Below are 21,288 nucleotides of genomic sequence, written 5' to 3' on the forward strand. Positions count from 1 at the left end.
TAAGCCAGTCTGTTTGTCAATTAATTCAAAGTATCTAATTTTGCAGCAAGGTCTGTTGCAAATTGCTCAAGATTAACAATATCCTCATCTTCAGCTGCAAGGTCTACCTTGACATTTTCAGCACCCTTAGTTGCACCACGTGAACCCAACATGACATCAAAGTCATCTACTGCACTACAGAAGTCATCATAGAAGGTATCACCAGAACCGCAAACACCGTAGACCTTACCAGTCAAATCTAAGTCAGCTAGGTCAGCATAGAAATCAACAATTTCATCTGGAAGTTCACCATCACCACCATACGAATAGGTATAGCTAGCTACAACAATAAGGTCTGCATCCAAAATATCTTCTGTTTCAATAGTCGTACATTCATGTACCTGTACTTCAACGCCCAACTCTTCTAGCTTACTGGCGACGATGTCAGCAATTTCTTCTGTGTTACCAGTCATACTAGCGTAAACTATTTTTGCTAGTGCCATAATTTCCTCCAAATTACATAGTAATTCCATTATACCACACACCCATCATTTTCAAAAGGGGAAGTTTATGCTAAAATGATGAAAAGGAGTTGCTATGACAATTTACAGTAAAATTATTGAAAAAATTCACGAATATGACACGATTATTATTCATCGACATAAAAGACCAGATCCGGATGCAATAGGTAGTCAAGTTGGCTTACAAAAACTCTTGCAGAAGAATTTTCCTGAAAAAACCATCAAGGTAACCGGTTTTGAGGAACCGAATCTTGCTTGGATGGCAGGAATGGACGTAGTTGCAGACCAAGACTATCAAGGAGTCTTAGTAATCGTGACAGACACTGCCAATACGGCGCGTGTGGATGACGACCGTTATACTCAAGGAGATTTCTTGATAAAAATCGATCATCACCCCAATGAAGAGCCTTATGGTGACCTGCTCTGGGTCAATACGGAAGCCAGCTCATGCAGTGAAATGATTACGGAACTAGCCATCCAAAGCCAACTTGAACTCGATGGAGAGATTGCTCGTCTACTCTATGCAGGCATTGTGGGCGATACAGGCCGCTTTCTCTATCCAGCAACCAGCTCGCGCACCTTTGAAATTGTTGCTCGTCTCCGCCAAGAAGATTTTGACTTTGCAAGGATGTCTCGCCAGATGGATACCATTGATTTCAAGATTGCCAAGTTGACAGGTTACGTCTACGACAACTTGGAAGTGGATGAACATGGTGCGGCACGTGTCGTTTTGACACAGGATATTCTCGAAAAATATGGGGTGACCGATGCGGATACTTCCTTTATCGTAGGTGCACCAGGACGAATTGGAGTCGTTCAATCTTGGGGGATTTTTGTGGAACAAACTGACGGAAATTACAGAGTCCGTTTGCGCAGTAAGTATCTTCCAATCAACGAGATTGCCAAACGCCACGATGGCGGTGGCCACCCACTAGCAAGTGGTGCTAACTCTTATTCACTCTCCGAAAATGAGCAAATATACCAAGAAATCCAAGAGGTAGTGAGGAATGCAAGCAAGTAGTCGCTCCCTTCGGCTTATGGGAACCATCATTGAAACCAGAATATGGCATCCTCAGGCACAACCGATTTTGGATCAGGTAGAAGAGCTTCTCTATCTCTACAAGGATCGTTTTTCTGCTAATGACTTGACCTCTGAATTAATGGAGGTCAACCTCAATGCTGGTGTTCAGGCGGTTCCTGTTGCCGATGACCTGTATGAATTGATTACATTGGGCAAAGAACATAGTCTGGCTCAGGGATCTTTTTTGAATATTACCATTGGTCCCCTTGTGCAAAGCTGGCGGATTGGTTTTAGCGATGCCAAACTTCCAACTCAAGAAATGATCAGTGAAAAACTCCAACTCATCAATCCAAGGGACATTGAATTGGATGACCAAGAGCACACAGTCTATTTAAGAAAAGAAGGCATGGCGATTGATTTGGGTGCTCTTGCTAAAGGATATGTAGCAGATAAGATTGTCGACTTCTTGAAAAGAATAGGTGTGGAAGCTGGATTGATTAACCTGGGTGGCAATGTCCTGACCTTTGGTCAAGCTTCTCACAATCCAGATGGATATTGGCGAATTGGTATACAGGATCCTCAGAAACCACGTGGTGAAAATGCCCTCGTTCTAAAAATAGGAGAAGAATCGGTTGTCACCTCTGGTATTTACGAAAGAACCCTAACCGTGAATGGAAAGACCTATCATCATATTTTGAGTCCTGAGACTGGCTATCCAATCGAGTCGCAGCTGGCTAGTTTGACCATTGTGTCCAAACGATCCGTTGATGGTGAGATTTGGACAACTCGACTGTTTGGTCAAGAAATGACTCGGATTTATAAGATGGTAGAGGAAACTGATGGTATCGAGGCGGTTTTGATTGGGCTTGATGGCAGGATTCTAGTGACTTCAGGGCTTTCTGAGAAAGTTCTTGCCGGTAAAGAAAGGGTTTCTGATAGCTTGGGCAGTCCTTCAAGAGGGGGATTTGGGGCAAGGGTCACTTCTGATGTAGCTTCGGGTGCATCAGCACTTTAGTTTTTGGGAGTTTTTGGAATAACCTAAAATAGTTAAAAATTGGTTTAAAAGACTTGCCAGAAGGAAAAATTTTTGGTAGAATTAAATGGTTATAATCTATGGCTCGAAAAAGAGACCATGGCAGAAAGGAATTTTTATAATGAAAAAAGATATCCATCCAGAATATCGCACTGTTGTCTTCATGGACACAACTACTGGCTACAAGTTCCTTAGTGGTTCAACTAAGAAATCAAACGAAACAGTTGAATTCGAAGGTGAAACATACCCATTGATCCGTGTGGAAATTTCATCAGACTCACACCCATTCTATACTGGACGTCAAAAGTTCACTCAAGCAGATGGACGTGTGGATCGTTTCAACAAAAAATACGGTCTCAAATAATCATCGTTATAAAATCGTCAGAAACGTTGATTTTAAGCCATTCCCGTGCAGTGGGAGTGGTTTTCTTTTTGAAAAAGTAACGGGAAAAGTAACGGCTGGGCGCTACATTCTCAAAAATTGGGCAAACTTTTCAGCCGCTTTTCTTTTGTATTTTCGTTTTATGGATGTATTACTGTTTAAAGTAGTGGTTGTTCCGTCAATTGTTTTATAATGCCTTGATGAGATTGAACTAGTTTGTACTTATACGATTTTGGCTATACATTTCAACTTTTGATTTCAATGACCAGTCTTTTTTTGCTATAATGGAAAGAGTTAGTATTTGAGTTGAAAGTATGAGGTCATTCATGAATAACAGAGGAACAATTGATAGTCGAATAGATTATTCACTTATTCTACCCGTCTTTTTTTTACTAGTTGTAGGCATACTCTCATTGTATATAGCAGTTAGTCAGGATTATCCTGATATTGTACTTCAGATGGTTGGGCAACAGGTTGCATGGATAGGAATTGGAGTTATTGCTGCCTTAATCGTTATGTTTTTTTCTACCAAGTTCTTATGGCAAATTACACCGTTTCTCTATGTTTTGGGTTTAGGATTGATGGTTCTTCCATTATTTTTCTACAGTCCGGATTTATTTGCTTCAACAGGTGCTAAAAACTGGGTTACGATTGGAGATACAACGCTGTTTCAACCTTCTGAATTTGTGAAAATCTCATACATCATCATGTTAGCAAGAGTGATTGTTACATTTCACAAGTACCATGAAGAACAGTCCATAAAGAATGATTTCAAATTAATAGGATATTTGACACTCTTTACGATTCCTGTTTTGGCATTATTGGCCTTACAAAGTGATTTGGGTACATCTTTGGTTTTCATTGCAATTTTTTGCGGAATGGTTCTTTTATCAGGAGTATCATGGAAAATATTGGTGCCCATTAGCCTTGTTGCATTCGTTTTGGTGACTGGCTTTATATTGATTTTTATTTCACCTGGTGGAACAACTCTATTGCATAATTTGGGAATGGACACGTATCAAATCAACCGGATTTCCGCTTGGTTGGATCCTTTTAAAAATGCTCAAACTACGACCTATCAACAGGCACAAAGTCTCATTGCGATTGGAAGTGGTGGTTTAAAAGGGATTGGATTTAATCAGACTAATTTACTCATCCCAGTTCGTGAAAGTGACATGATTTTTACTGTTATTGCTGAGGATTTTGGTTTTATAGGTGGTAGTGTATTGATTGGTCTATATTTATTGTTAATTTATAGAATGTTACGGGTTACCTTGAAATCGAACAACAAATACTATACCTACATATCTACAGGCTATATCATGATGCTTTTGTTCCACGTTTTTGAGAATATTGGTGCAGCAACTGGATTATTGCCTTTGACAGGTATTCCTTTACCTTTTATTTCACAAGGTGGATCATCAATGGTAGCCAACTTAATTGGTATAGGATTGATTTTATCCATGGGTTACCAGTATCATTTGTCGAATGAAAGAGACAATGATCATTCACGTAAATTTAAAAAAATTACAATCAAACGTTTAGAAAGATAGGTTTCATATGGTAAAAGTTGCAGTAATGTTGGCGCCGGGTTTTGAAGAAATCGAGGCTTTGGCACCTGTTGATGTTTTTCGTAGGGCTGGATTTGACTGTCATATGATAGGATTGCTGGATCGAACCGTTGAAGGTTCTCATGGAATTCGTGTGGAAGCTGATACAAGGTTTTCGGGACAATTAACTTCCTATGATCTTGTTGTATTGCCGGGAGGGATGCCAGGTGCTACAAACCTTCGTGATCATAGTGAATTGATCGCGGACTTACAGGCTGTTGTTGACACTGGTAAATTTGTTGCTGCTATCTGTGCTGCTCCTATTGTGCTGGATAGAGCAGGCTTATTGGAGAACAGAAACTACACTTGCTATCCAGGTATGGAACAGGATATTCAATCAGGGAATCATATTGAAGAAGTAGTTGTAGTTGATGGTCCAATCGTTACAAGTCGTGGGGCAGGAACCAGTCTAGAATTTGCTTATACGTTGGTAGATATGTTTGGCAATGATGGGCATGAATTAGCTAAGAAGATGGTTTATCGACGTAATTAAGTAGAACGAGAAAGGTAGAATGAGAGTCATCTACCTTTCTTTTTTACTGTTAAATTAGTAAAAAATATGCTATAATGAAAGGTATTCACTAGAATGTTTTTAATAGCGATAAAGGAAGAAAAATGACAGAAGAAATCAAAGATTTACAAGAAAAAGCTCAAGAGTATGATGCCAGTCAAATCCAAGTTCTAGAAGGTCTTGAAGCTGTTCGTATGCGTCCAGGGATGTATATTGGTTCCACATCTAAAGAGGGTTTACATCATTTGGTGTGGGAAATTGTCGATAACTCGATTGACGAGGCGTTGGCGGGATTTGCGAATAAAATTGAAGTTTTCATTGAGACAGATAATTCTATTACCGTTATTGATAATGGACGCGGTATTCCTGTTGATATTCAGGAAAGAACGGGCCGCCCAGCTGTTGAGACGGTCTTTACAGTGCTCCATGCCGGAGGTAAATTTGGCGGAGGTGGCTACAAGGTATCTGGTGGTTTGCACGGCGTTGGTTCTTCTGTTGTAAATGCTTTGTCTGCTCAATTGGATGTACGAGTCTATAAAAACGGTCAGGTTTATTACCAAGAATACCGAAGAGGTGAAGTTGTTGCAGATTTGAAAGTAATAGGTGAAACAGACCGTTCTGGTACAACTGTTCATTTCACACCAGACCCTGAGATTTTTACTGAAACAACTGAATTTGAATTTACTATATTAAACAAGCGGATTCAAGAACTTGCATTTCTAAACCGTGGTTTAAATCTTTCGATTACTGACAAACGGGAGGGCTTGGAACAAACCAAGGAATACCATTATGAAGGCGGGATTGCCTCTTATGTTGAATACCTCAATGAAAATAAAGATGTGATTTTTGAGACACCAATTTACACTGAGGGTGAGATGGAGGATATCACTGTTGAGGTTGCTATGCAATATACAACAAGTTATCATGAAAATGTCATCAGTTTCGCCAATAATATCCATACTCATGAAGGCGGTACTCACGAACAAGGTTTCCGTACAGCATTGACTCGTGTCATCAATGATTACGCTAAAAAGAACAAAATCCTAAAGGAAAATGAAGACAATCTATCTGGTGAAGATGTTCGAGAAGGTTTGACAGCAGTCATTTCTATTAAGCATCCTGTACCGCAATTTGAAGGACAAACAAAGACAAAACTTGGAAATAGCGAAGTTGTAAAGATTACAAACCGCCTCTTTTCTGATGCTTTTGCAGAGTTTCTGTTGGAAAATCCACAGATTGCTCGACGGATTGTTGAGAAAGGGATTCTGGCGAGCAAGGCTCGTATTGCAGCCAAACGTGCGCGTGAAGTAACTCGTAAGAAATCAGGTCTTGAGATTTCCAACCTTCCTGGTAAGTTAGCTGATTGTTCATCGAATGATGCAACAAAGACAGAGTTGTTTATCGTTGAGGGGGATTCAGCCGGTGGATCAGCAAAATCTGGACGAAATCGTGAGTTTCAGGCAATCTTGCCAATTCGTGGTAAAATCTTGAACGTTGAAAAAGCGAGCATGGATAAGATTTTGGCTAATGAAGAAATCCGTAGCTTATTTACTGCTATGGGGACTGGGTTTGGAGCGGATTTTGATGTTACCAAGGCTCGTTACCAAAAATTAGTCATCATGACGGATGCCGATGTCGATGGTGCTCATATTCGTACTCTCCTTTTGACTTTATTCTACCGCTACATGCGTCCGATTGTTGAAGCAGGATATGTCTACATTGCACAACCACCTATCTATGGTATTAAGGTTGGAAGCGATATTAAAGAGTATATTCAACCAGGTGTCAATCAAGAGCAGGAATTACAAGACGCTTTAGAGAGACATAGTACAGGACGCTCTAAGCCAACTATTCAGCGTTATAAAGGTTTGGGAGAGATGGATGATCATCAATTATGGGAGACAACTATGAATCCAGAAAACCGTTTAATGGCGCGTGTTTCAGTTGATGATGCTGCAGAAGCTGACAAGATATTTGATATGCTGATGGGGGATAAGGTTGAACCTCGTCGAGAGTTTATCGAAGAAAATGCCGTGTATTCAACACTAGATGTGTAAAAATGAAAAAAATAGTGCAATTGCTAGTAAGATATGGTATAATTAAGCGATATTTACTCGTAATCATTATGAAACTAAGGAGATTTACATGCCTACTGGAACAATCATTTTAATCATTTCGATTGTTATTATTTTAATCATTGCCTATGTAGCCTGTCTGATTGTTCGCAAACGTAATGATAACCTTTTGGTTGCATTAGAAGAGCGCAAGGAAGATTTATTTAATCTGCCAGTGAATCAGGAAGTGGAGGCCGTTAAGGCGCTTCATTTGATTGGTCAAAGCCAAGTTACATTCCGTGAGTGGAATCAAAAATGGGTGGATTTATCACTCAACTCATTTGCTGATATTGAAAATCATATTTTTGAAGCTGAAGGTTTTAACAATTCTTTCCGATTCATTAGCGCAAAAAACGCAATTGATAGTATTGATAGCCAGATTAATTTGGTTGAGGAAGATATTGAAGCTATTCGCCACGGACTTGTTGAGTTAAAAGAACAAGAGGAGAAAAATTCAGGTCGCGTGAAACATGCATTGAATCTCTTCGATAGTTTACAGGAAACAGTTCGAGATAATGCTGATAGTTTTGGTGAAACCTTGCCAGAATTAGAGAAACAGTTGAAGAATATTGAAGTCGAATTCTCTGAGTTTGTCATGTTAAATTCATCTGGGGACCCAATCGAGGCGTCTGAAATTCTTGATAAGACGGAAGAGCATATGATTGCCCTGAATCAAATTATGGATCGTATTCCTAATTTGATTGAAAAGCTTGAAAAATCATTCCCAGATCAATTAGATGATTTGGAGACTGGTTATCGCAAATTAGTAGAACAAAACTATTTGTTTACAGATAATGATGTAGAATCTCAATTCCAGAATATTCGTGTCTCTATTCGTGAAAATACAGCCTTGGTTGTATCTTTTGATTTGGATGCAGCTGAAGATGAAAATGAAAAGATTCAAGCTAAACTGGAAGACCTTTATCAATTGTTCACTCGTGAAGTCGAAGCACATAAAGCAGTTGTGAAGATTAGTAATACCTTGCCAAAATTCTTGGCACATGTCAGAGAAAATACTGCGAAACTCGACGAAGAAGCTTCTCGTTTAAATGCAAGTTATTTATTGGCAGAAAGTAAATTGTCTCGTATTAATCAATTGAAAAAACGTTTGGAGTCCATTGAAATAGTTGTGACTGAAAGTGTTGATGAAATTGAGACTCCACAAGTTGCTTATTCAATTGTACAAGAGCGTCTAGAACATGCTTTATCAACATTGAAAGAAATCGAAGAAGAGCAATTGGTACTTGCAGAGTATCTGAAGTCACAAGAAATTTCAGAAAATGCAGCGCGTAAAAAAGCTACACTTTATATCAATAAGCTTCATACCTTGAAACGCTACATGGAAAAACGCAATATGCCAGGCATTCCTGGTGAGTTCTTAACAAGTTTCTTCAGAACAAGCGATCATGTTGAGGCATTGATTTCTGAATTGGACTATAAACGAATTAACATCGAAGTGGTTAACCGTTTATTAGAAAATGCTACTTACGATATGAATCAACTGGAAGAGTTAGCTTATTTAATTGTACAAAATGCAACTTTGACAGAGCAACTCTTACAATATTCTAATCGTTACCGCTCATTCGATGAGAGTGTTCAAAAAGCTTTTAATCGTTCTTTAGCTATTTTTGAAAAAGAGTTTGATTATCAAGCCTCTTTTGAAGAAATTTCATTTGCATTGGAGACAGTTGAGCCTGGTGTAACAGAACGTTTCGTTCGTTCATATGAAAAAACTCGCGAAGCCATTCGCTATTAAACAAAGACGAAAAGACCAGTATATCGCATTAGGAAAAGCGATATACTGGTCTTTTTTGTAAGTCCTATCGGTAATTGATGACTTCTTCTTTAGAAATAGAGTATTCTTCTAATAAGGATTCGAGCTGATCAAAGCCTAATCTGAAATGGGCCAGTTTATGACCATCAGATCCAATTGAATAGCGATGGCACCCCAATTGTTGAACCAGAGAAAGTGCATAACGATAAAGATCTTCGTGATGGTAGAGGTAGATACTCTTTGCATTTAATTCAAATGCAAGATTATTTTCGATCATTTTTTGAAAAATACGAATTAACTGTGGTTCATATATCTGTAAATCCTTGACAGATAAGTCGAAGAGACGAAATCCATAGTCAAAATGGGCAAGAACATCAGCCTCAACGCGCCCGATAGCGTATTCTAGTCGATCTAAGTAGTCACTTATGATGGTATGCATATCCATGTCAGCTACTTCATCGTCTAGGTAGTCATTTACTCCATTATGGTGGACGGAGAGTAGTTTTAGATCAAACTCTTTATCAGCCAGATAAGAAAGAATGTCTGCTTCGCGTGGCTGGAAGTAGCCAATTTCAATTCCTTTTTTGATGCGGTTATTGTATTGTTTGTTTAGCTCAGCTATTTCTTTAGAATAGGCTTCATAGTCGGGTACATCGTCCTGTTTGCTGTAAGGGTTGGATAAGTCAAAATGTTCTGTTGTCACAATTTCGCCATCGTACTGATTCAAATAATCTCTAAAATCTGTTTCTGAGTCATAGGAATGATGAGTGTGCAAATGGTTATCTCGCATGGCAAACCTCCTTTTTTTTTCTATTGTAACAGAAGCTAGAATCTTGAGCAAGACTTACTTTAAAGGCGAAGGTTAAGATTATCATAAAAAATTCTGATAATTCTTGCAATTTCTTAAAAATTTGGTAAAATAGTACAAAATAGAAAATCGAAGATAGAAACAATCCCAAATCACCTGCAGAGAGTATCTAGTTGCTGAAAGGATACAATGATTTGGGCACACATTCTTGAGTGCAGTTGTGAACGGTTGAAAGACTCAATAGCAATTGACGTCTGCTCACGTTACGAGCTGAAGTCTTAGACTTCCTGAGGGATATGTGGCGACATATATCTGAATGAAGGTGGAACCACGTGCAAACGTCCTGATACAAGGACTTCGCATGTGGTTTTTTGATTTTGGAGGATAAAATGGAACTAAAAGGACTGAGAAAGATTGAACCTTACATAGCTGGAAAACAGCCAAAGGTAGAAAATATGATTAAGCTTAATACAAATGAAAATGCCTATGGTCCAAGTCCGGCTGTTATAGATGCATTGGCGAAATTTGAAGGAAAACACCTCCGGCGCTACTCTAGCTTAGATCAGGCTGATTTGCGTCAGGCACTTGCGCATCAGCATGGATTGGATCCGGAGCAGTTTGTGATAGGAAATGGTTCAGATGATATTCTTTCCATGGCTTTCCTTGCTTTTTTTCAAACCGAATCGCCTGTGTTATTTCCAGATCTAACCTATGGGTTCTATAAGGTATGGGCTCAACTCTATGGTGTTCCTTATGAGGAGGTTCCTTTGAGAACTGATTTTAGCTGGCATGTAGCTGACTATCAGAGGGAATGTGGAGGTATTATTCTAACCAATCCAAATGCACCGACAGGGCGTTTTCAGACCTTAGATGAGATCGAGGCTGTATTGAAAGCCAATTCACAAGTAGTGGTTATAATTGATGAAGCCTACGTCAATTTTGGTGGACAGTCAGCATTGGGGCTTCTTGATAAATATCCGAATTTATTTATTACTCGTACATTTTCTAAAGATGCTTCTCTAGCAGGATTGCGAGTTGGATACGGTGTAGGTTCTAAGCAACTCATAAGTGTGATTCAAGCCGTTCGCAATTCGATCAATCCCTATAATGTTGATGCGATTTCAGAAACACTTGCACTTGCAGCAGTGGAAGATTGGTCATATTATCAACAGTCTTGCCAAGCCATTATGGAAACACGTGATTGGTTTGCAAATGAATTAGAGGGCTTAAACTTCGATGTCTTACCTTCATCAACAAATTTTCTTTTAGTCAAACCCTCATTGGTTAAGGCGGAGGAGCTGTTTGCCTATTTAGAAAAAGAAAATATTTATATTCGCTATTTTCCTTCCCAGGAACGAATTCAGGATTGGCTTCGTATTTCCATTGGAACGCAGAAGGAAATGGAAACTGTCCTATTAAAAATAAAGGAATATTGTCATGAACAAACGAACATTGCCACAGGGCTTACATGATAAACTGTTTAAACGGGCCAAAGCAACTTATGAAATTGAAAGAACGGTTAGTGATCTCTTAATGGAACGAGGATTTCATCGGATTGAGACACCAACATTGGAACATTTTGAAGTTTTTTCTGATCAGGTAAATAGAGATAATTACCATTTATTTGATAAAGAAGGTCAATTACTTAGCCTGCGCCCAGATATTACCAGTCAAATTGCCAGAGTTATTGCCTCAACACGGGTGCACACACCAATTAAATTTTCATACTCTGGCAAGGTTTTTCAAAGTCAGGAGTTGATGCGGGGGTTGGAAAATGAGCGAACTCAGGCTGGTATCGAAATTATTGGCTTTCCTGCTCAAGTAGCATATCAGTATGCCATTTCTAGTGCGAAGGAAGCTCTTGATAAGCTTGGATTAAAGGGATATAAATTTGAGTTTTCTCATGCGGCAATTTTAAGGACCATCTTCGATCATCTTGAATTGACTGGTGAACTTGCGAATGAACTCTCTCTCCATATTCGCGATAAAAACATCACTAAGTTGAATGAATTTACCAAGCGACACCCTAGTGAATTTGATGGCTTTATTCGTAGGCTTCCTTATTTATTTGGAGAGAGTGAGACGGTCTTGAGACAAGCTCGGGAAGTGGTGACCAATTCTCAATTACTCAAGGCCTTTGATCAATTAGAAGAATTGATTACCTTCATTGAGAAAGACTTAGGTATCGTAACTGTAGATTTAGCGCAACTTTCAACGGTTCCATACTATACTGGTATGATGTTCAAGGTTTTTGATCAACAGGTACCGGATGCCTTCTTATCTGGAGGGCGATATGATAAATTATTTGAGCGATTTGGTGCTCAGAAACTGACGGCAGTTGGGTGGGCTTTAGAGATTGATGCGGTTTATCAGGCAATCCGTAAGAATATTGATTATGAAGGAGGCCAGTAAGATGGTGGAACAAGTAACCATTGCTCTAACCAAAGGGCGGATTGAGAAAGAAACGCTTGCTTTACTTGAAAAAGCTGGATTTGATATGTCCTTTATGATGGAAAAAGGGAGAAACTTGATTTTTGAAAGTCCAGATGGGCAGTTTCGTTTTTTATTGGTCAAGGCTCCTGATGTAACGACCTATGTTCGACATGGGGTGGCAGATTTAGGGATTGTTGGTAAGGATGTGCTGATTGAGCACCCAACTGGTTTTCTTGAAATGTTAGATTTAAATTTTGGACTTTGTAAATTTTCAGTAGCTTCCATTCCTACATACAATCCAAGTGACCATAAGCGCAAGCGTATTGCGACCAAATATCCAACTGTTGCCATGGAATATTTTAATAAAAAAGGTGAAGATGTTGAAATCATTTCTATACAAGGCAGTGTGGAAATTGCACCAGTATTAGGGTTGGCAGATGCTATTGTGGATATTGTGGAAACTGGAAATACCTTAGTTGCTAATGGTCTCGTAGTTTTCGAAGATATTTGTCGCATTTCGACAAGGTTGATTGTTAATAAGGCAAGTATTAAGAACAAGCCCCAAATTCGTGAGTTTATTGAAAAATTGGAAACGATTGTTGGAAATGAGGAGGTACCCTTTACATGAAACGATTAAGTGGAAAAAGTCAAGAAATTGCACAGCTTCTCTATGAAGAACAGATTGCACTAAATGCAGAAACTGTATCGGTTGAGGAAGTTGTTAAAGACATCGTGGCCGATGTTGCTCAAAATGGTGATGAGGCTCTTATACGTTACAATCAACAGTTTGATGGTATTTATGTGGAACAACTGGCTGTTTCTGATGAGATGATTGATGAAGCCTTTGCGGCTATTGATCCGCAAATCCTTTCTGCCTTACAAAAAGCGAAGGCGAATATTGAATCCTACCATCTGCAACAGGTTGAAAAGGGATTTGAAGATCAACCATCAACTGGTGTTATCCGTGGTCAGTTGATTCGTCCATTGGAGAGGGTTGGAGTCTACGTACCAGGTGGTACTGCTGCCTATCCTTCATCTGTTCTAATGAACGTTGTTCCAGCTAAAATTGCTGGTGTTTCAGAAATTGTAATGATTACTCCTCCACAGGAAACCTATCATCCAGCTATATTGGTTGCAGCAAAACTAGCTGGTGTAGATAAGATTTATCAGGTGGGTGGGGCTCATGGCATTGCTGCTCTTGCATATGGAACGGAGTCTATTCCCAAGGTAGATAAGATAACAGGTCCTGGAAATATTTATGTAGCAACGGCAAAAAAACTAGTTTATGGTTTGGTTGGGATTGATATGATAGCTGGACCATCCGAAATTGGGGTGATCGCAGATGAAACAGCTAACCCTGTTTATGTTGCTGCGGACTTATTATCACAAGCTGAACATGATAAATTGGCACGAGCTATTTTAGTGACTAATTCGGCCAAACTGGCTCAACAAGTAGAACAAGAAATTGAACGGCAGCTTGAATCACTACCGAGAAAGGAAATTGCAGCAGCATCAATTGCTGATAATGGACGAATTATCCTCACAGAAACAGTAGATGAAATGTTTGAGCTGATGAATTTGGTTGCTCCAGAGCATTTGGAAATTGCAATGGAAAATGCCTATGAATATCTACCATTTGTCAAACATGCAGGCTCTATCTTTTTAGGTCATTTTACTAGCGAGCCTATTGGAGATTATTTTGCAGGGACCAATCACGTCCTTCCTACATCTGGAACCAGCCGTTTTTATTCAGCATTGGGAGTTCATGATTTTATCAAGCGTATTCAGTATACACAATATAGTAAGGAAGCTGTACAAGCAGCCAGTCAGGCCATTACAACCTTGGCATATTCAGAAGGTTTGGCTGCTCATGCACGTGCAATTGAGGTGAGAAATGAAGAAAGTTGAAGGATTATTGGTCATGGATGTGGATAGCACCTTGATCATGGAAGAAGGAATTGATTTATTAGGCGAGGAAGCAGGGGTAGGCGAACAGGTTGCAAGTATTACCGAGCGTGCCATGCGGGGTGAGTTAGATTTTGAAGAAGCACTTCGAGAACGTGTTGCCCTGTTAAAAGGCTTGCCAGAAACAGTTCTGGATACTATCTTAGGACGTATTCATTTCACACCTGGGGCAGAAGAACTGGTAGCAGAGTTGCACAAGCGAGGTTATAAGGTTGCAGTTGTTTCAGGCGGCTTCCATCAAACGGTGGATATCCTAGCGGAGCGACTCAATCTCGATTATGTTAAAGCTAACCACTTGGAAATTATCAATGGTAAATTAACAGGTCGTGTTCTTGGTGAAATTGTGACTAAGGATGTAAAAAAAGCTCAGTTGAAAGCTTGGGCTTTAGACAATGACTTAGAACTGAAGGATACGGTTGCCATGGGAGATGGGGCCAATGACCTACCTATGATTCAGGAGGCGGGTATTGGAATTGCTTTTTGTGCGAAACCAATTGTTGAACAAGCCGCTCCTTACCGTATCACCGAAAAAAATCTCTATAAGGCAATTGAAATCATTGATGAGGTAACTACATGAGACAAGCAAGTATTGAACGAAACACTTTTGAAACAAAAATCAAGTTGACGGTAAATCTGGATCAACAAGAACCTGTTGAGATTGCAACAGGTGTAGGTTTTTTTGACCATATGCTGACGCTCTTCGCCCGTCATAGCCGCATTTCACTCCTTGTTACTGTAGATGGAGATACTTGGGTGGATAGTCACCATACTGTTGAGGATGTGGGAATTGTTTTAGGACAAGCTATAAGAGAAGCCTTAGGTAAAAAAGAAGGAATAAACCGCTATGGAACTAGCTTTGTACCCATGGATGAAACGCTTGGAATGGCTAGTCTTGATCTTTCTGGTCGTTCTTACCTGGTTTTTGATGCTCATTTTGACAATCCAAAATTAGGAGTTTTTGATACTGAATTAGTGGAAGAATTCTTTCAAGCGTTGGCCTTCAATCTACAAATGAACCTCCACTTAAAAATATTACATGGAAAGAATAGTCATCACAAGTCAGAAAGTTTATTCAAGGCTACTGGTCGTGCTTTACGAGAAGCAATCACGATAAACCCTGAGATTCAAGGGGTTAACTCAACAAAAGGGATCTTGTAAGATGATGATTGTAATTGATTATGATGCTGGCAATACTGCAAATGTATTGCGAGCTTTAAAGAGTATTGGAGTAGAAGCAGTATTGTCTGCAAATCCAGAGAAAATTCGGAAGGCCCATGGACTAATATTGCCTGGAGTAGGAGCCTTTCCTTCTGCAATGGCGGAGTTGGAAAAACGCCAACTCATCCCAGCCATTAAGGAGGCTGTAGCTGGTGGAACACCACTCTTGGGAATTTGTCTCGGGATGCAGTTGCTTCTTGAAGAAGGGTTGGAACACCAGCCAACTCAAGGATTAGGACTGATTCCTGGAACGTGTCGGGCAATCCTACCAGAGGCTGGATATCCTGTCCCCCACATGGGATGGAATGTTTTGCAGACGAGACAACAGAATCCACTCACTAGTGATTTAGATGGAGAATCTGTCTATTTTGTCCATAGTTATTTTACAGATATTCCCAATGAATATTTGGATGTAACTGCCTCTTATAGCCAAGAAATTCCAGCTATGATATCCAAAGAAAAAGTGTATGGTGCACAATTTCACCCTGAAAAATCAGGCGAGATTGGCCTAGGTATTTTGCGGAATTTTGCTCAAGTTTGTCAACTAGAAAGTAGAGGTGGGATATGAAGATTTATCCAGCCATAGATATAAGAGAAGGTCGCGCTGTTCGTCTGTTCAAAGGAGACTTTCGTCAAGAGACAGTTGTTAATCCAGATGTGATTGGACAAGCTAAACTATTCAAAGAAGCTGGTATTGATTTTATCCATGTTGTGGATTTGGACGGAGCTTTGGAAGGGCGGGCTGCCAACCGTGATTTAATTGCTCAGTTAAAACAGGAGACCGATTTGAACATACAGGTTGGTGGGGGAATTCGCACCATTGAGCAGATTGCGGACTATTTGGAAGTTGGTATTGATCGTGTGATCATTGGTTCTATGGCAGTCAAAAATCCTTCTTTTGTGCAAGAGGCACTAGCTCATTTTGGCAGTGATAGAATCGTTGTAGGGATTGATGCAAAATTTGGTCGTGTCGCAACGGAAGGGTGGCTTGAAACCAGTGATGTAGACTTTGTTCAGCTTGCTTTAGAAATGGAAAAAATTGGTGTCCGTCTATTTGTTTATACAGATGTAGATCGCGATGGAACGCTGACAGGCCCCAACTTTGCTCATTACAAAGAGTTAATTGCAAAACTCACAAGTGCTAAAGTAATTGCTTCTGGTGGTATTCATGCTCTCAGTGATTTGGAACAATTAAAAGCAATTGGTGTTTACGGTACAATCGTAGGCAAGGCTTATTATAGTGGAAGAATTAGCCTCGCTGAACTGGTTGAAGTGGAGGAATAATATGTTAGCGAAACGCATTATACCTTGCCTTGATGTCAAAGACGGCCGAGTGGTTAAAGGCGTTAATTTTGTCAATTTAACTGATGTGGGGGATCCTGTTGATGCTGCCAAAGCCTATTATGAAGCTGGTTGTGATGAACTAGTTTTCCTTGATATTACAGCAACCCATGAAGAACGAGATACGACTGTTGATATGGTACGCCGAGTTGCAGAGCAGGTTTTTATTCCTTTTACAGTTGGTGGAGGTATTCGGTCGGTCGAAGATATGAATAAGATGCTAAAGGCTGGTGCCGACAAGGTTTCTGTAAATTCATCAGCTGTTGCAAATCCACAACTCATTGCAGACTGTGCAGAAAAGTTTGGTAATCAATGTGTGGTGGTGGCAATAGATGCAAAAAAAGTAGAGGATGGTTCCTGGCATGTCTTTGTAGCAGGTGGTAGAAAAGATACAGGTATTGACCTACTTGACTGGGCCAAAAAGGTAGTTTACCTCGGTGCTGGTGAAATCCTTTTAACCAGCATGGATAAGGATGGCACCAAGTCTGGTTTTGATATCGAAATGCTCAATGCTGTGGCTAATGTAGTGACGGTTCCGATCATTGCTTCAGGTGGTGCGGGCAATAGCCAACATATCTTAGAGGTTTTTGAACAAACTCCTGCTACTGGAGCGTTGGCTGCTTCTATATTTCACTATGGTGAAGTGAGCATTGCTGATACTAAGCAGGCTATGCGACAAAGTGGAATAGAGGTAAGAGTGTGATGGTGCAGTTAAATTTTGAAAAGCAGGGAGGACTGATACCTGTGATTGTTACAGACTACCAAACAGGTCAGGTCCTCATGCTTGCTTACATGAATCAAGATGCCTATGAAAAAACACTAAGTACCAGGCAAATGCACTACTGGAGTCGTTCTCGCCAGGAGATTTGGCATAAAGGCGCAACGAGTGGACATTTTCAAGAGGTAGTCTCCATAAAAACGGATTGTGACAATGATACTCTCCTTGTATCCGTTCGACAAACAGTTGCTGCCTGCCACACAGGTGCATACAGTTGTTTCTTTAATGATATTTTGTAATGAAAGGAAAAAAGATGCTCAATACCCTATATCAAGAAGCTCTAGATCGTAAAACCAACCCCATAGAGGGTTCTTATACCAATTACCTTTATACCAAAGGCTTGGATAAAATCTTGAAAAAAGTCGGAGAAGAATCGACAGAAGTTGTACTCGCTGCAAAAAATGCAGATAAAGATGAAATTTCTCAAGAAGTTGCTGATTTGCTCTACCATTTAGCAGTACTTTTAGTGGAAACAGAAGTATCACCTCAGGATGTAGAAGCTGTATTAATTGAACGTCAAGGAAAAATAAGTAAAACAACCGACAGAAAAGAAATCACCAATTACTAGTGAATTTAGGGGAACTAATCGAAAGAAATTAATATCTTTGATTTCCGTTACTTCCAGTTAACCAATATGTTTAAGTTAGGCTAGGGTAGGGTAGTAAATCTTTGACTTACACTCTTCGAAAATCAAAATTTTCCGTTGACAAGAGCCTTGATGAGTGGAGTGGGAAAGACATTGACCAGGTCAAAAAGAGTTCCCCTCACTTCCAAATATGTAGGTTCGGGCTTCTATGGTCACCTTCTAATTTTACGGTGACTAGCTGAAACAGTTTCCCAAACAAGCCTCGCTTTTATTTTTTTAGCTCGGGTTAAAACAGTCACTTCCCTGACTGTTTTAATCCACTCCACTGGACTGTTTTGACACAAACTTCGTTTGTTTTTTTCCTACCGCTAATAATATCCCAGATTGTTAGAGTAATCTGAGATTTTGACACGAACTCTGAGAAGTGGCCCTGGGCTTGAAGCAAGCCTCGTCTTGTTATAGTCGAATGAGAAAGTAACAGAGTAATATCTTCGGCTTCATGTCCCGAAGACAGATTGCAATATTTCCAGACTTCAACTATCTATCAGATAGTTGAAGCTAGGGTACTTTCGATTTTCATAGAGTATTAAAAAGTATTAGAATGTTGATGGAAATAAAAATCAGATGTTCATTGTAATGTGAGCATCTGATTTTTTTAGTTGAAAAAAATTCTCGAGTCTAATATCTAAAGGAGGCTGGGCATAAAGCCCAGGGTCGCTTCTCAGAGTTCGCGTCAACATCTCAGCGCAGTGGTTGATTGGCAGATTTGTTCGTGTTTTACACTCCAAATCTAACCATTACGACTGTTGCGAACAAAGTTCGCTTTATCTCCAACCTCAAACTGTCTACCAGACAGTTTGAGCTGTGCGGGGGTGGGAAGACGAACTCTTTTTATCTTAGTCGAGTTCTTTCCCACTCCCATTACTTTTCAAATTTTGCTTTGCTTTTAACATCGTCGTATTCTTCAGCAACTTCTTTACTGAGAATGTCTGCGTAGCTTGCAAGTGGGATGTCTTGACCATATTTTTTACGGAGAGCTGTTGTGACTAACCGATACGCTAAGTTGGCATTGCGAGACAAGATGGGACCATGGAAGTAGCTACCAAAGGTATTTTTGTAGTGCATACCCTCTCCTCCATCTTCCTTGTTGTTCCCATTACCATAGACAACATTACCTAGCGGTTTCTGATTATCAGCCAAGAAAGTTCGGCCTTGGTGGTTTTCAAATCCATAGTAGGTCTCATTAAATTCATCATTATGAATTTTGATATCCCCAATATAGCGGTTATTAGTCTGGTTGAGTGTATAGTGACCTAAAATGCCTAAACCGTCAATTTTACGTCCACCTGCTTCAATATAATATTTACCAAGTAATTGGAATCCTCCACAGATGGCTAGCATAACACCTCCATTTTCAATGTAGTCAGCCAGATTTTCTTTTTTTGTTGGCAAATCTTTGGCTAGAACAGATTGCTCATAATCTTGACCGCCCCCGAAAAAGACGATGTCATATAAGTCTTTGTCAAAACGGTCTGTCAGCGAAACAATGTCCACTTGAACTCGCGCCCCCAGCTTTTCAGCAACATATTTGAGCATAAGGACATTGCCATTATCACCATAGGTATTCATCAAGTCACCGTAAAGGTGAGCGATATGGAGATCGTATTGATAGTCTTTATCAGGGCTTTTTAAAGAGGTATAGACCATTATTTCATCTCCTTTCCAACGGCTTGACGCTGAGCGAGTAAGTCACGAAATTCCAACATAGCTGTATATGTAGCCAATATATAGGCGTGTTGGCTGCTAGATTGCTCTATTAAGCTCATGATGTCCTCCAGTTTAGGTGTTTCAACAATCTGGTTTTCAGGAAAACCAGTCACACGAAGGCGACGGGCAATCTCTGATGAACGGACCCCACCAGCAAACACTTGTGGAATGTCCATTTGGGTTATTTGCTCAAAGTCTGCATCCCAAATCCAGCTGGTATCAATACCGTCAGCGTAGTTGGCGTTAAGTAGGACTGACAAACTAAAGTCATATGGAGCCAATTTCATCATTTCAATGGCTTGAGTTGCACCTACTGGATTTTTGATAAGGACAAGTGTGCAATCCTTATCCCCTAATTTAAAGGATTCTTGGCGACCAAAAACTGCCTTAGATTTATCAAAACCGGCTTTGATTTCTTCAGGTGAAACTCCGAAGAATTCAGCGACACTGACTGCTGCAAGAGCATTATAAATGTTGTAGAGACCACCGATATTGATTTTATAATCTTGGCCATCAATCACGAAAGTAGAAGAAGTATTGGTAATTTCCTTCAACTCAGTCAACTTGTAGTCCAGCTCAGGTCTGCTAAAGCCACAGTTGGTACAAATATAGCTCCCTAAGTTAGCATATGTATTGAGCTTGTACTGGATAATCTGGTGGCAATGTGGGCAAAGAATGCCTTCAGTATTGTAATGGGCCAGTCGTGGTTCATGTTCTTCCGTTGCAAAACCGTAGTATTTAACTGGATTGATAACAGAAGTTGAATTGAAGAGCGGGCTATCACCATTCGCCAATATAGTTGCTTGAGGAGCTTTGGATGCCCCGTCCAAAATCATCTGATAGGTGGTATAAATTTCACCGTAGCGATCCATTTGATCACGAAAGATATTGGTGAAGACTATTAAGCTAGGTTTAATAAAATCTGTAATACTAGCAAGGCTGGCTTCGTCAATTTCCAAGACAGCTATTTTTTTGCCATTCTTATTTTTCTTAGCTGATAAAAAAGTGGCTGTAATCCCGGTAATCATATTGGCACCACTAGTGTTGGTTGTGATTTCTCCAAATGCTTCTTGGAGAATTCCAACTGTTAATGCGGTTGTCAACGTCTTGCCATTTGTTCCGGTAATGACGACAACTTCATAATCCTTAGCTAAACTGTCTAAAATATGTTTGTCGAATTTGAGGGCGATTTTGCCAGGAAGGGTCGTTCCTCGTCCAAGTTTTTTCAAGATAAATTGACTGGACTTCCCTGCTGCAATCCCTAGTAATGTATTTATTTTCATGGAACTATTTTAACATAAAATAAACTGTTTATCTATTATGGAACTATGAGATACTTCACAATGATATGTCACTTTTTTTATCAGTTAAAGAGAGCTCGAACTCATATTTGTGACTATTTTGTGATATAATAGAACCACTATTGTGTTATACTTTAGAAAGTGTG

At 39.8% G+C, this 21,288-nt stretch carries 22 protein-coding genes and 1 pseudogene; 19 read left to right on the plus strand and 4 right to left on the minus strand.

Going from position 1 to position 21,288, the window contains the following annotated elements:
• Positions 1-20: 20 nt before the first annotated feature.
• The gene (locus D2A30_03530; protein ULL20731.1) at positions 21-482 is read right to left on the minus strand and encodes a flavodoxin; all 462 of its coding nucleotides are present in this window, start codon (positions 480-482) and stop codon (positions 21-23) included.
• A 94-nt stretch (positions 483-576) separates the two neighbouring features.
• On the opposite strand from D2A30_03530, the gene D2A30_03535 reads away from it, so the two are divergent.
• From D2A30_03535 to ezrA, 7 genes are all read left to right on the plus strand, one after another.
• Positions 577-1,521 (plus strand): bifunctional oligoribonuclease/PAP phosphatase NrnA, encoded by a 945-nt coding sequence (locus D2A30_03535; GenBank protein ID ULL20732.1) that lies wholly within the window; start codon positions 577-579, stop codon positions 1,519-1,521.
• Complete coding sequence (locus tag D2A30_03540) at positions 1,508-2,536, plus strand: FAD:protein FMN transferase (GenBank protein ULL20733.1); 1,029 nt, start codon at positions 1,508-1,510, stop codon at positions 2,534-2,536. The genes D2A30_03535 and D2A30_03540 overlap by 14 nt, the downstream gene beginning before the upstream one ends.
• Before the next feature lie 139 nt (positions 2,537-2,675).
• A complete protein-coding gene (locus D2A30_03545; GenBank protein ID ULL20734.1) occupies positions 2,676-2,918 on the plus strand; it encodes a type B 50S ribosomal protein L31 in 243 nt (80 codons plus the stop codon).
• A gap of 332 nt (positions 2,919-3,250) precedes the next feature.
• Entirely contained in the window at positions 3,251-4,489 is a 1,239-nt protein-coding gene (locus tag D2A30_03550; protein ULL20735.1) for an FtsW/RodA/SpoVE family cell cycle protein, read from the plus strand.
• A 7-nt stretch (positions 4,490-4,496) separates the two neighbouring features.
• A complete protein-coding gene (locus D2A30_03555) occupies positions 4,497-5,039 on the plus strand; it encodes a DJ-1/PfpI family protein (GenBank protein ID ULL20736.1) in 543 nt (180 codons plus the stop codon).
• Positions 5,040-5,161: 122 nt separating this feature from the next.
• Positions 5,162-7,114, plus strand: coding sequence for a DNA topoisomerase (ATP-hydrolyzing) subunit B (gene gyrB / locus D2A30_03560; GenBank protein ID ULL20737.1), 1,953 nt, complete (start codon positions 5,162-5,164; stop codon positions 7,112-7,114).
• Between the two features lie 88 nt (positions 7,115-7,202).
• The gene (ezrA, locus tag D2A30_03565) at positions 7,203-8,927 is read left to right on the plus strand and encodes a septation ring formation regulator EzrA (protein ULL20738.1); all 1,725 of its coding nucleotides are present in this window, start codon (positions 7,203-7,205) and stop codon (positions 8,925-8,927) included.
• A gap of 64 nt (positions 8,928-8,991) precedes the next feature.
• On the opposite strand, the gene D2A30_03570 is transcribed toward ezrA, so the two are convergent.
• Positions 8,992-9,735: a hypothetical protein gene (locus tag D2A30_03570; protein ULL20739.1), complete on the minus strand. Its 744-nt coding sequence runs from the start codon at positions 9,733-9,735 to the stop codon at positions 8,992-8,994.
• A 407-nt stretch (positions 9,736-10,142) separates the two neighbouring features.
• On the opposite strand from D2A30_03570, the gene D2A30_03575 reads away from it, so the two are divergent.
• From D2A30_03575 to D2A30_03630, 12 genes and pseudogenes are all read left to right on the plus strand, one after another.
• Positions 10,143-11,225 (plus strand): histidinol-phosphate transaminase, encoded by a 1,083-nt coding sequence (locus D2A30_03575; GenBank protein ID ULL20740.1) that lies wholly within the window; start codon positions 10,143-10,145, stop codon positions 11,223-11,225.
• The gene (locus D2A30_03580) at positions 11,191-12,165 is read left to right on the plus strand and encodes an ATP phosphoribosyltransferase regulatory subunit (protein ID ULL20741.1); all 975 of its coding nucleotides are present in this window, start codon (positions 11,191-11,193) and stop codon (positions 12,163-12,165) included. Before D2A30_03575 ends, D2A30_03580 begins: the two co-directional genes overlap by 35 nt.
• A gap of 1 nt (position 12,166) precedes the next feature.
• Positions 12,167-12,814, plus strand: coding sequence for an ATP phosphoribosyltransferase (locus D2A30_03585; GenBank protein ID ULL20742.1), 648 nt, complete (start codon positions 12,167-12,169; stop codon positions 12,812-12,814).
• Positions 12,811-14,094, plus strand: a complete 1,284-nt coding sequence (hisD, locus tag D2A30_03590) for a histidinol dehydrogenase (protein ULL20743.1) — start codon at positions 12,811-12,813, stop codon at positions 14,092-14,094. Before D2A30_03585 ends, hisD begins: the two co-directional genes overlap by 4 nt.
• On the plus strand, positions 14,081-14,728 hold the full coding sequence (serB, locus tag D2A30_03595) for a phosphoserine phosphatase SerB (protein ULL20744.1): 648 nt from the start codon (positions 14,081-14,083) through the stop codon (positions 14,726-14,728). Before hisD ends, serB begins: the two co-directional genes overlap by 14 nt.
• Positions 14,725-15,309: an imidazoleglycerol-phosphate dehydratase HisB gene (gene hisB / locus D2A30_03600; GenBank protein ID ULL20745.1), complete on the plus strand. Its 585-nt coding sequence runs from the start codon at positions 14,725-14,727 to the stop codon at positions 15,307-15,309. Before serB ends, hisB begins: the two co-directional genes overlap by 4 nt.
• Before the next feature lies 1 nt (position 15,310).
• Complete coding sequence (gene hisH, locus D2A30_03605) at positions 15,311-15,937, plus strand: imidazole glycerol phosphate synthase subunit HisH (GenBank protein ULL20746.1); 627 nt, start codon at positions 15,311-15,313, stop codon at positions 15,935-15,937.
• Positions 15,934-16,653, plus strand: coding sequence for a 1-(5-phosphoribosyl)-5-[(5-phosphoribosylamino)methylideneamino]imidazole-4-carboxamide isomerase (gene hisA, locus D2A30_03610; GenBank protein ID ULL20747.1), 720 nt, complete (start codon positions 15,934-15,936; stop codon positions 16,651-16,653). The genes hisH and hisA overlap by 4 nt, the downstream gene beginning before the upstream one ends.
• A 1-nt stretch (position 16,654) precedes the next feature.
• Entirely contained in the window at positions 16,655-17,413 is a 759-nt protein-coding gene (gene hisF, locus D2A30_03615) for an imidazole glycerol phosphate synthase subunit HisF (GenBank protein ID ULL20748.1), read from the plus strand.
• The gene (locus D2A30_03620) at positions 17,413-17,727 is read left to right on the plus strand and encodes a phosphoribosyl-AMP cyclohydrolase (GenBank protein ID ULL20749.1); all 315 of its coding nucleotides are present in this window, start codon (positions 17,413-17,415) and stop codon (positions 17,725-17,727) included. The genes hisF and D2A30_03620 overlap by 1 nt, the downstream gene beginning before the upstream one ends.
• Positions 17,728-17,741: 14 nt before the next feature.
• Positions 17,742-18,056, plus strand: a complete 315-nt coding sequence (gene hisE, locus D2A30_03625; GenBank protein ULL20750.1) for a phosphoribosyl-ATP diphosphatase — start codon at positions 17,742-17,744, stop codon at positions 18,054-18,056.
• 775 nt (positions 18,057-18,831) lie between these two features.
• Positions 18,832-18,921, plus strand: a pseudogene (locus D2A30_03630) (hypothetical protein).
• A gap of 74 nt (positions 18,922-18,995) precedes the next feature.
• On the opposite strand, the gene D2A30_03635 reads toward D2A30_03630, so the two are convergent.
• Entirely contained in the window at positions 18,996-19,781 is a 786-nt protein-coding gene (locus D2A30_03635) for a glutamine amidotransferase (protein ULL20751.1), read from the minus strand.
• Positions 19,781-21,124, minus strand: a complete 1,344-nt coding sequence (locus D2A30_03640; protein ULL20752.1) for a Mur ligase family protein — start codon at positions 21,122-21,124, stop codon at positions 19,781-19,783. The genes D2A30_03635 and D2A30_03640 overlap by 1 nt, the downstream gene beginning before the upstream one ends.
• Positions 21,125-21,288 lie beyond the last annotated feature (164 nt).

It is taken from the genome of Streptococcus suis (assembly GCA_022354845.1).
In the GTDB taxonomy this organism is placed as follows: Bacteria; Bacillota; Bacilli; order Lactobacillales; family Streptococcaceae; genus Streptococcus; species Streptococcus suis_AA.

Bases quoted from the DNA above. Each gene is read 5' to 3' on its own strand.
- gyrB (ULL20737.1), top strand. From the start codon at position 5,162: ATGACAGAAGAAATCAAAGATTTACAAGAAAAAGCTCAAGAGTATGAT.
- D2A30_03585 (ULL20742.1), top strand. From the start codon at position 12,167: ATGGTGGAACAAGTAACCATTGCTCTAACCAAAGGGCGGATTGAGAAA.
- D2A30_03540 (ULL20733.1), top strand. From the start codon at position 1,508: ATGCAAGCAAGTAGTCGCTCCCTTCGGCTTATGGGAACCATCATTGAA.
- D2A30_03530 (ULL20731.1), bottom strand. From the start codon at position 482: ATGGCACTAGCAAAAATAGTTTACGCTAGTATGACTGGTAACACAGAA.
- D2A30_03620 (ULL20749.1), top strand. From the start codon at position 17,413: ATGGTGCAGTTAAATTTTGAAAAGCAGGGAGGACTGATACCTGTGATT.
- D2A30_03570 (ULL20739.1), bottom strand. From the start codon at position 9,735: ATGCGAGATAACCATTTGCACACTCATCATTCCTATGACTCAGAAACA.
- D2A30_03545 (ULL20734.1), top strand. From the start codon at position 2,676: ATGAAAAAAGATATCCATCCAGAATATCGCACTGTTGTCTTCATGGAC.
- hisH (ULL20746.1), top strand. From the start codon at position 15,311: ATGATGATTGTAATTGATTATGATGCTGGCAATACTGCAAATGTATTG.
- serB (ULL20744.1), top strand. From the start codon at position 14,081: ATGAAGAAAGTTGAAGGATTATTGGTCATGGATGTGGATAGCACCTTG.
- D2A30_03635 (ULL20751.1), bottom strand. From the start codon at position 19,781: ATGGTCTATACCTCTTTAAAAAGCCCTGATAAAGACTATCAATACGAT.
- hisD (ULL20743.1), top strand. From the start codon at position 12,811: ATGAAACGATTAAGTGGAAAAAGTCAAGAAATTGCACAGCTTCTCTAT.
- hisF (ULL20748.1), top strand. From the start codon at position 16,655: ATGTTAGCGAAACGCATTATACCTTGCCTTGATGTCAAAGACGGCCGA.
- D2A30_03550 (ULL20735.1), top strand. From the start codon at position 3,251: ATGAGGTCATTCATGAATAACAGAGGAACAATTGATAGTCGAATAGAT.
- hisE (ULL20750.1), top strand. From the start codon at position 17,742: ATGCTCAATACCCTATATCAAGAAGCTCTAGATCGTAAAACCAACCCC.
- hisA (ULL20747.1), top strand. From the start codon at position 15,934: ATGAAGATTTATCCAGCCATAGATATAAGAGAAGGTCGCGCTGTTCGT.
- ezrA (ULL20738.1), top strand. From the start codon at position 7,203: ATGCCTACTGGAACAATCATTTTAATCATTTCGATTGTTATTATTTTA.
- hisB (ULL20745.1), top strand. From the start codon at position 14,725: ATGAGACAAGCAAGTATTGAACGAAACACTTTTGAAACAAAAATCAAG.
- D2A30_03575 (ULL20740.1), top strand. From the start codon at position 10,143: ATGGAACTAAAAGGACTGAGAAAGATTGAACCTTACATAGCTGGAAAA.
- D2A30_03580 (ULL20741.1), top strand. From the start codon at position 11,191: ATGAACAAACGAACATTGCCACAGGGCTTACATGATAAACTGTTTAAA.
- D2A30_03640 (ULL20752.1), bottom strand. From the start codon at position 21,124: ATGAAAATAAATACATTACTAGGGATTGCAGCAGGGAAGTCCAGTCAA.
- D2A30_03535 (ULL20732.1), top strand. From the start codon at position 577: ATGACAATTTACAGTAAAATTATTGAAAAAATTCACGAATATGACACG.
- D2A30_03555 (ULL20736.1), top strand. From the start codon at position 4,497: ATGGTAAAAGTTGCAGTAATGTTGGCGCCGGGTTTTGAAGAAATCGAG.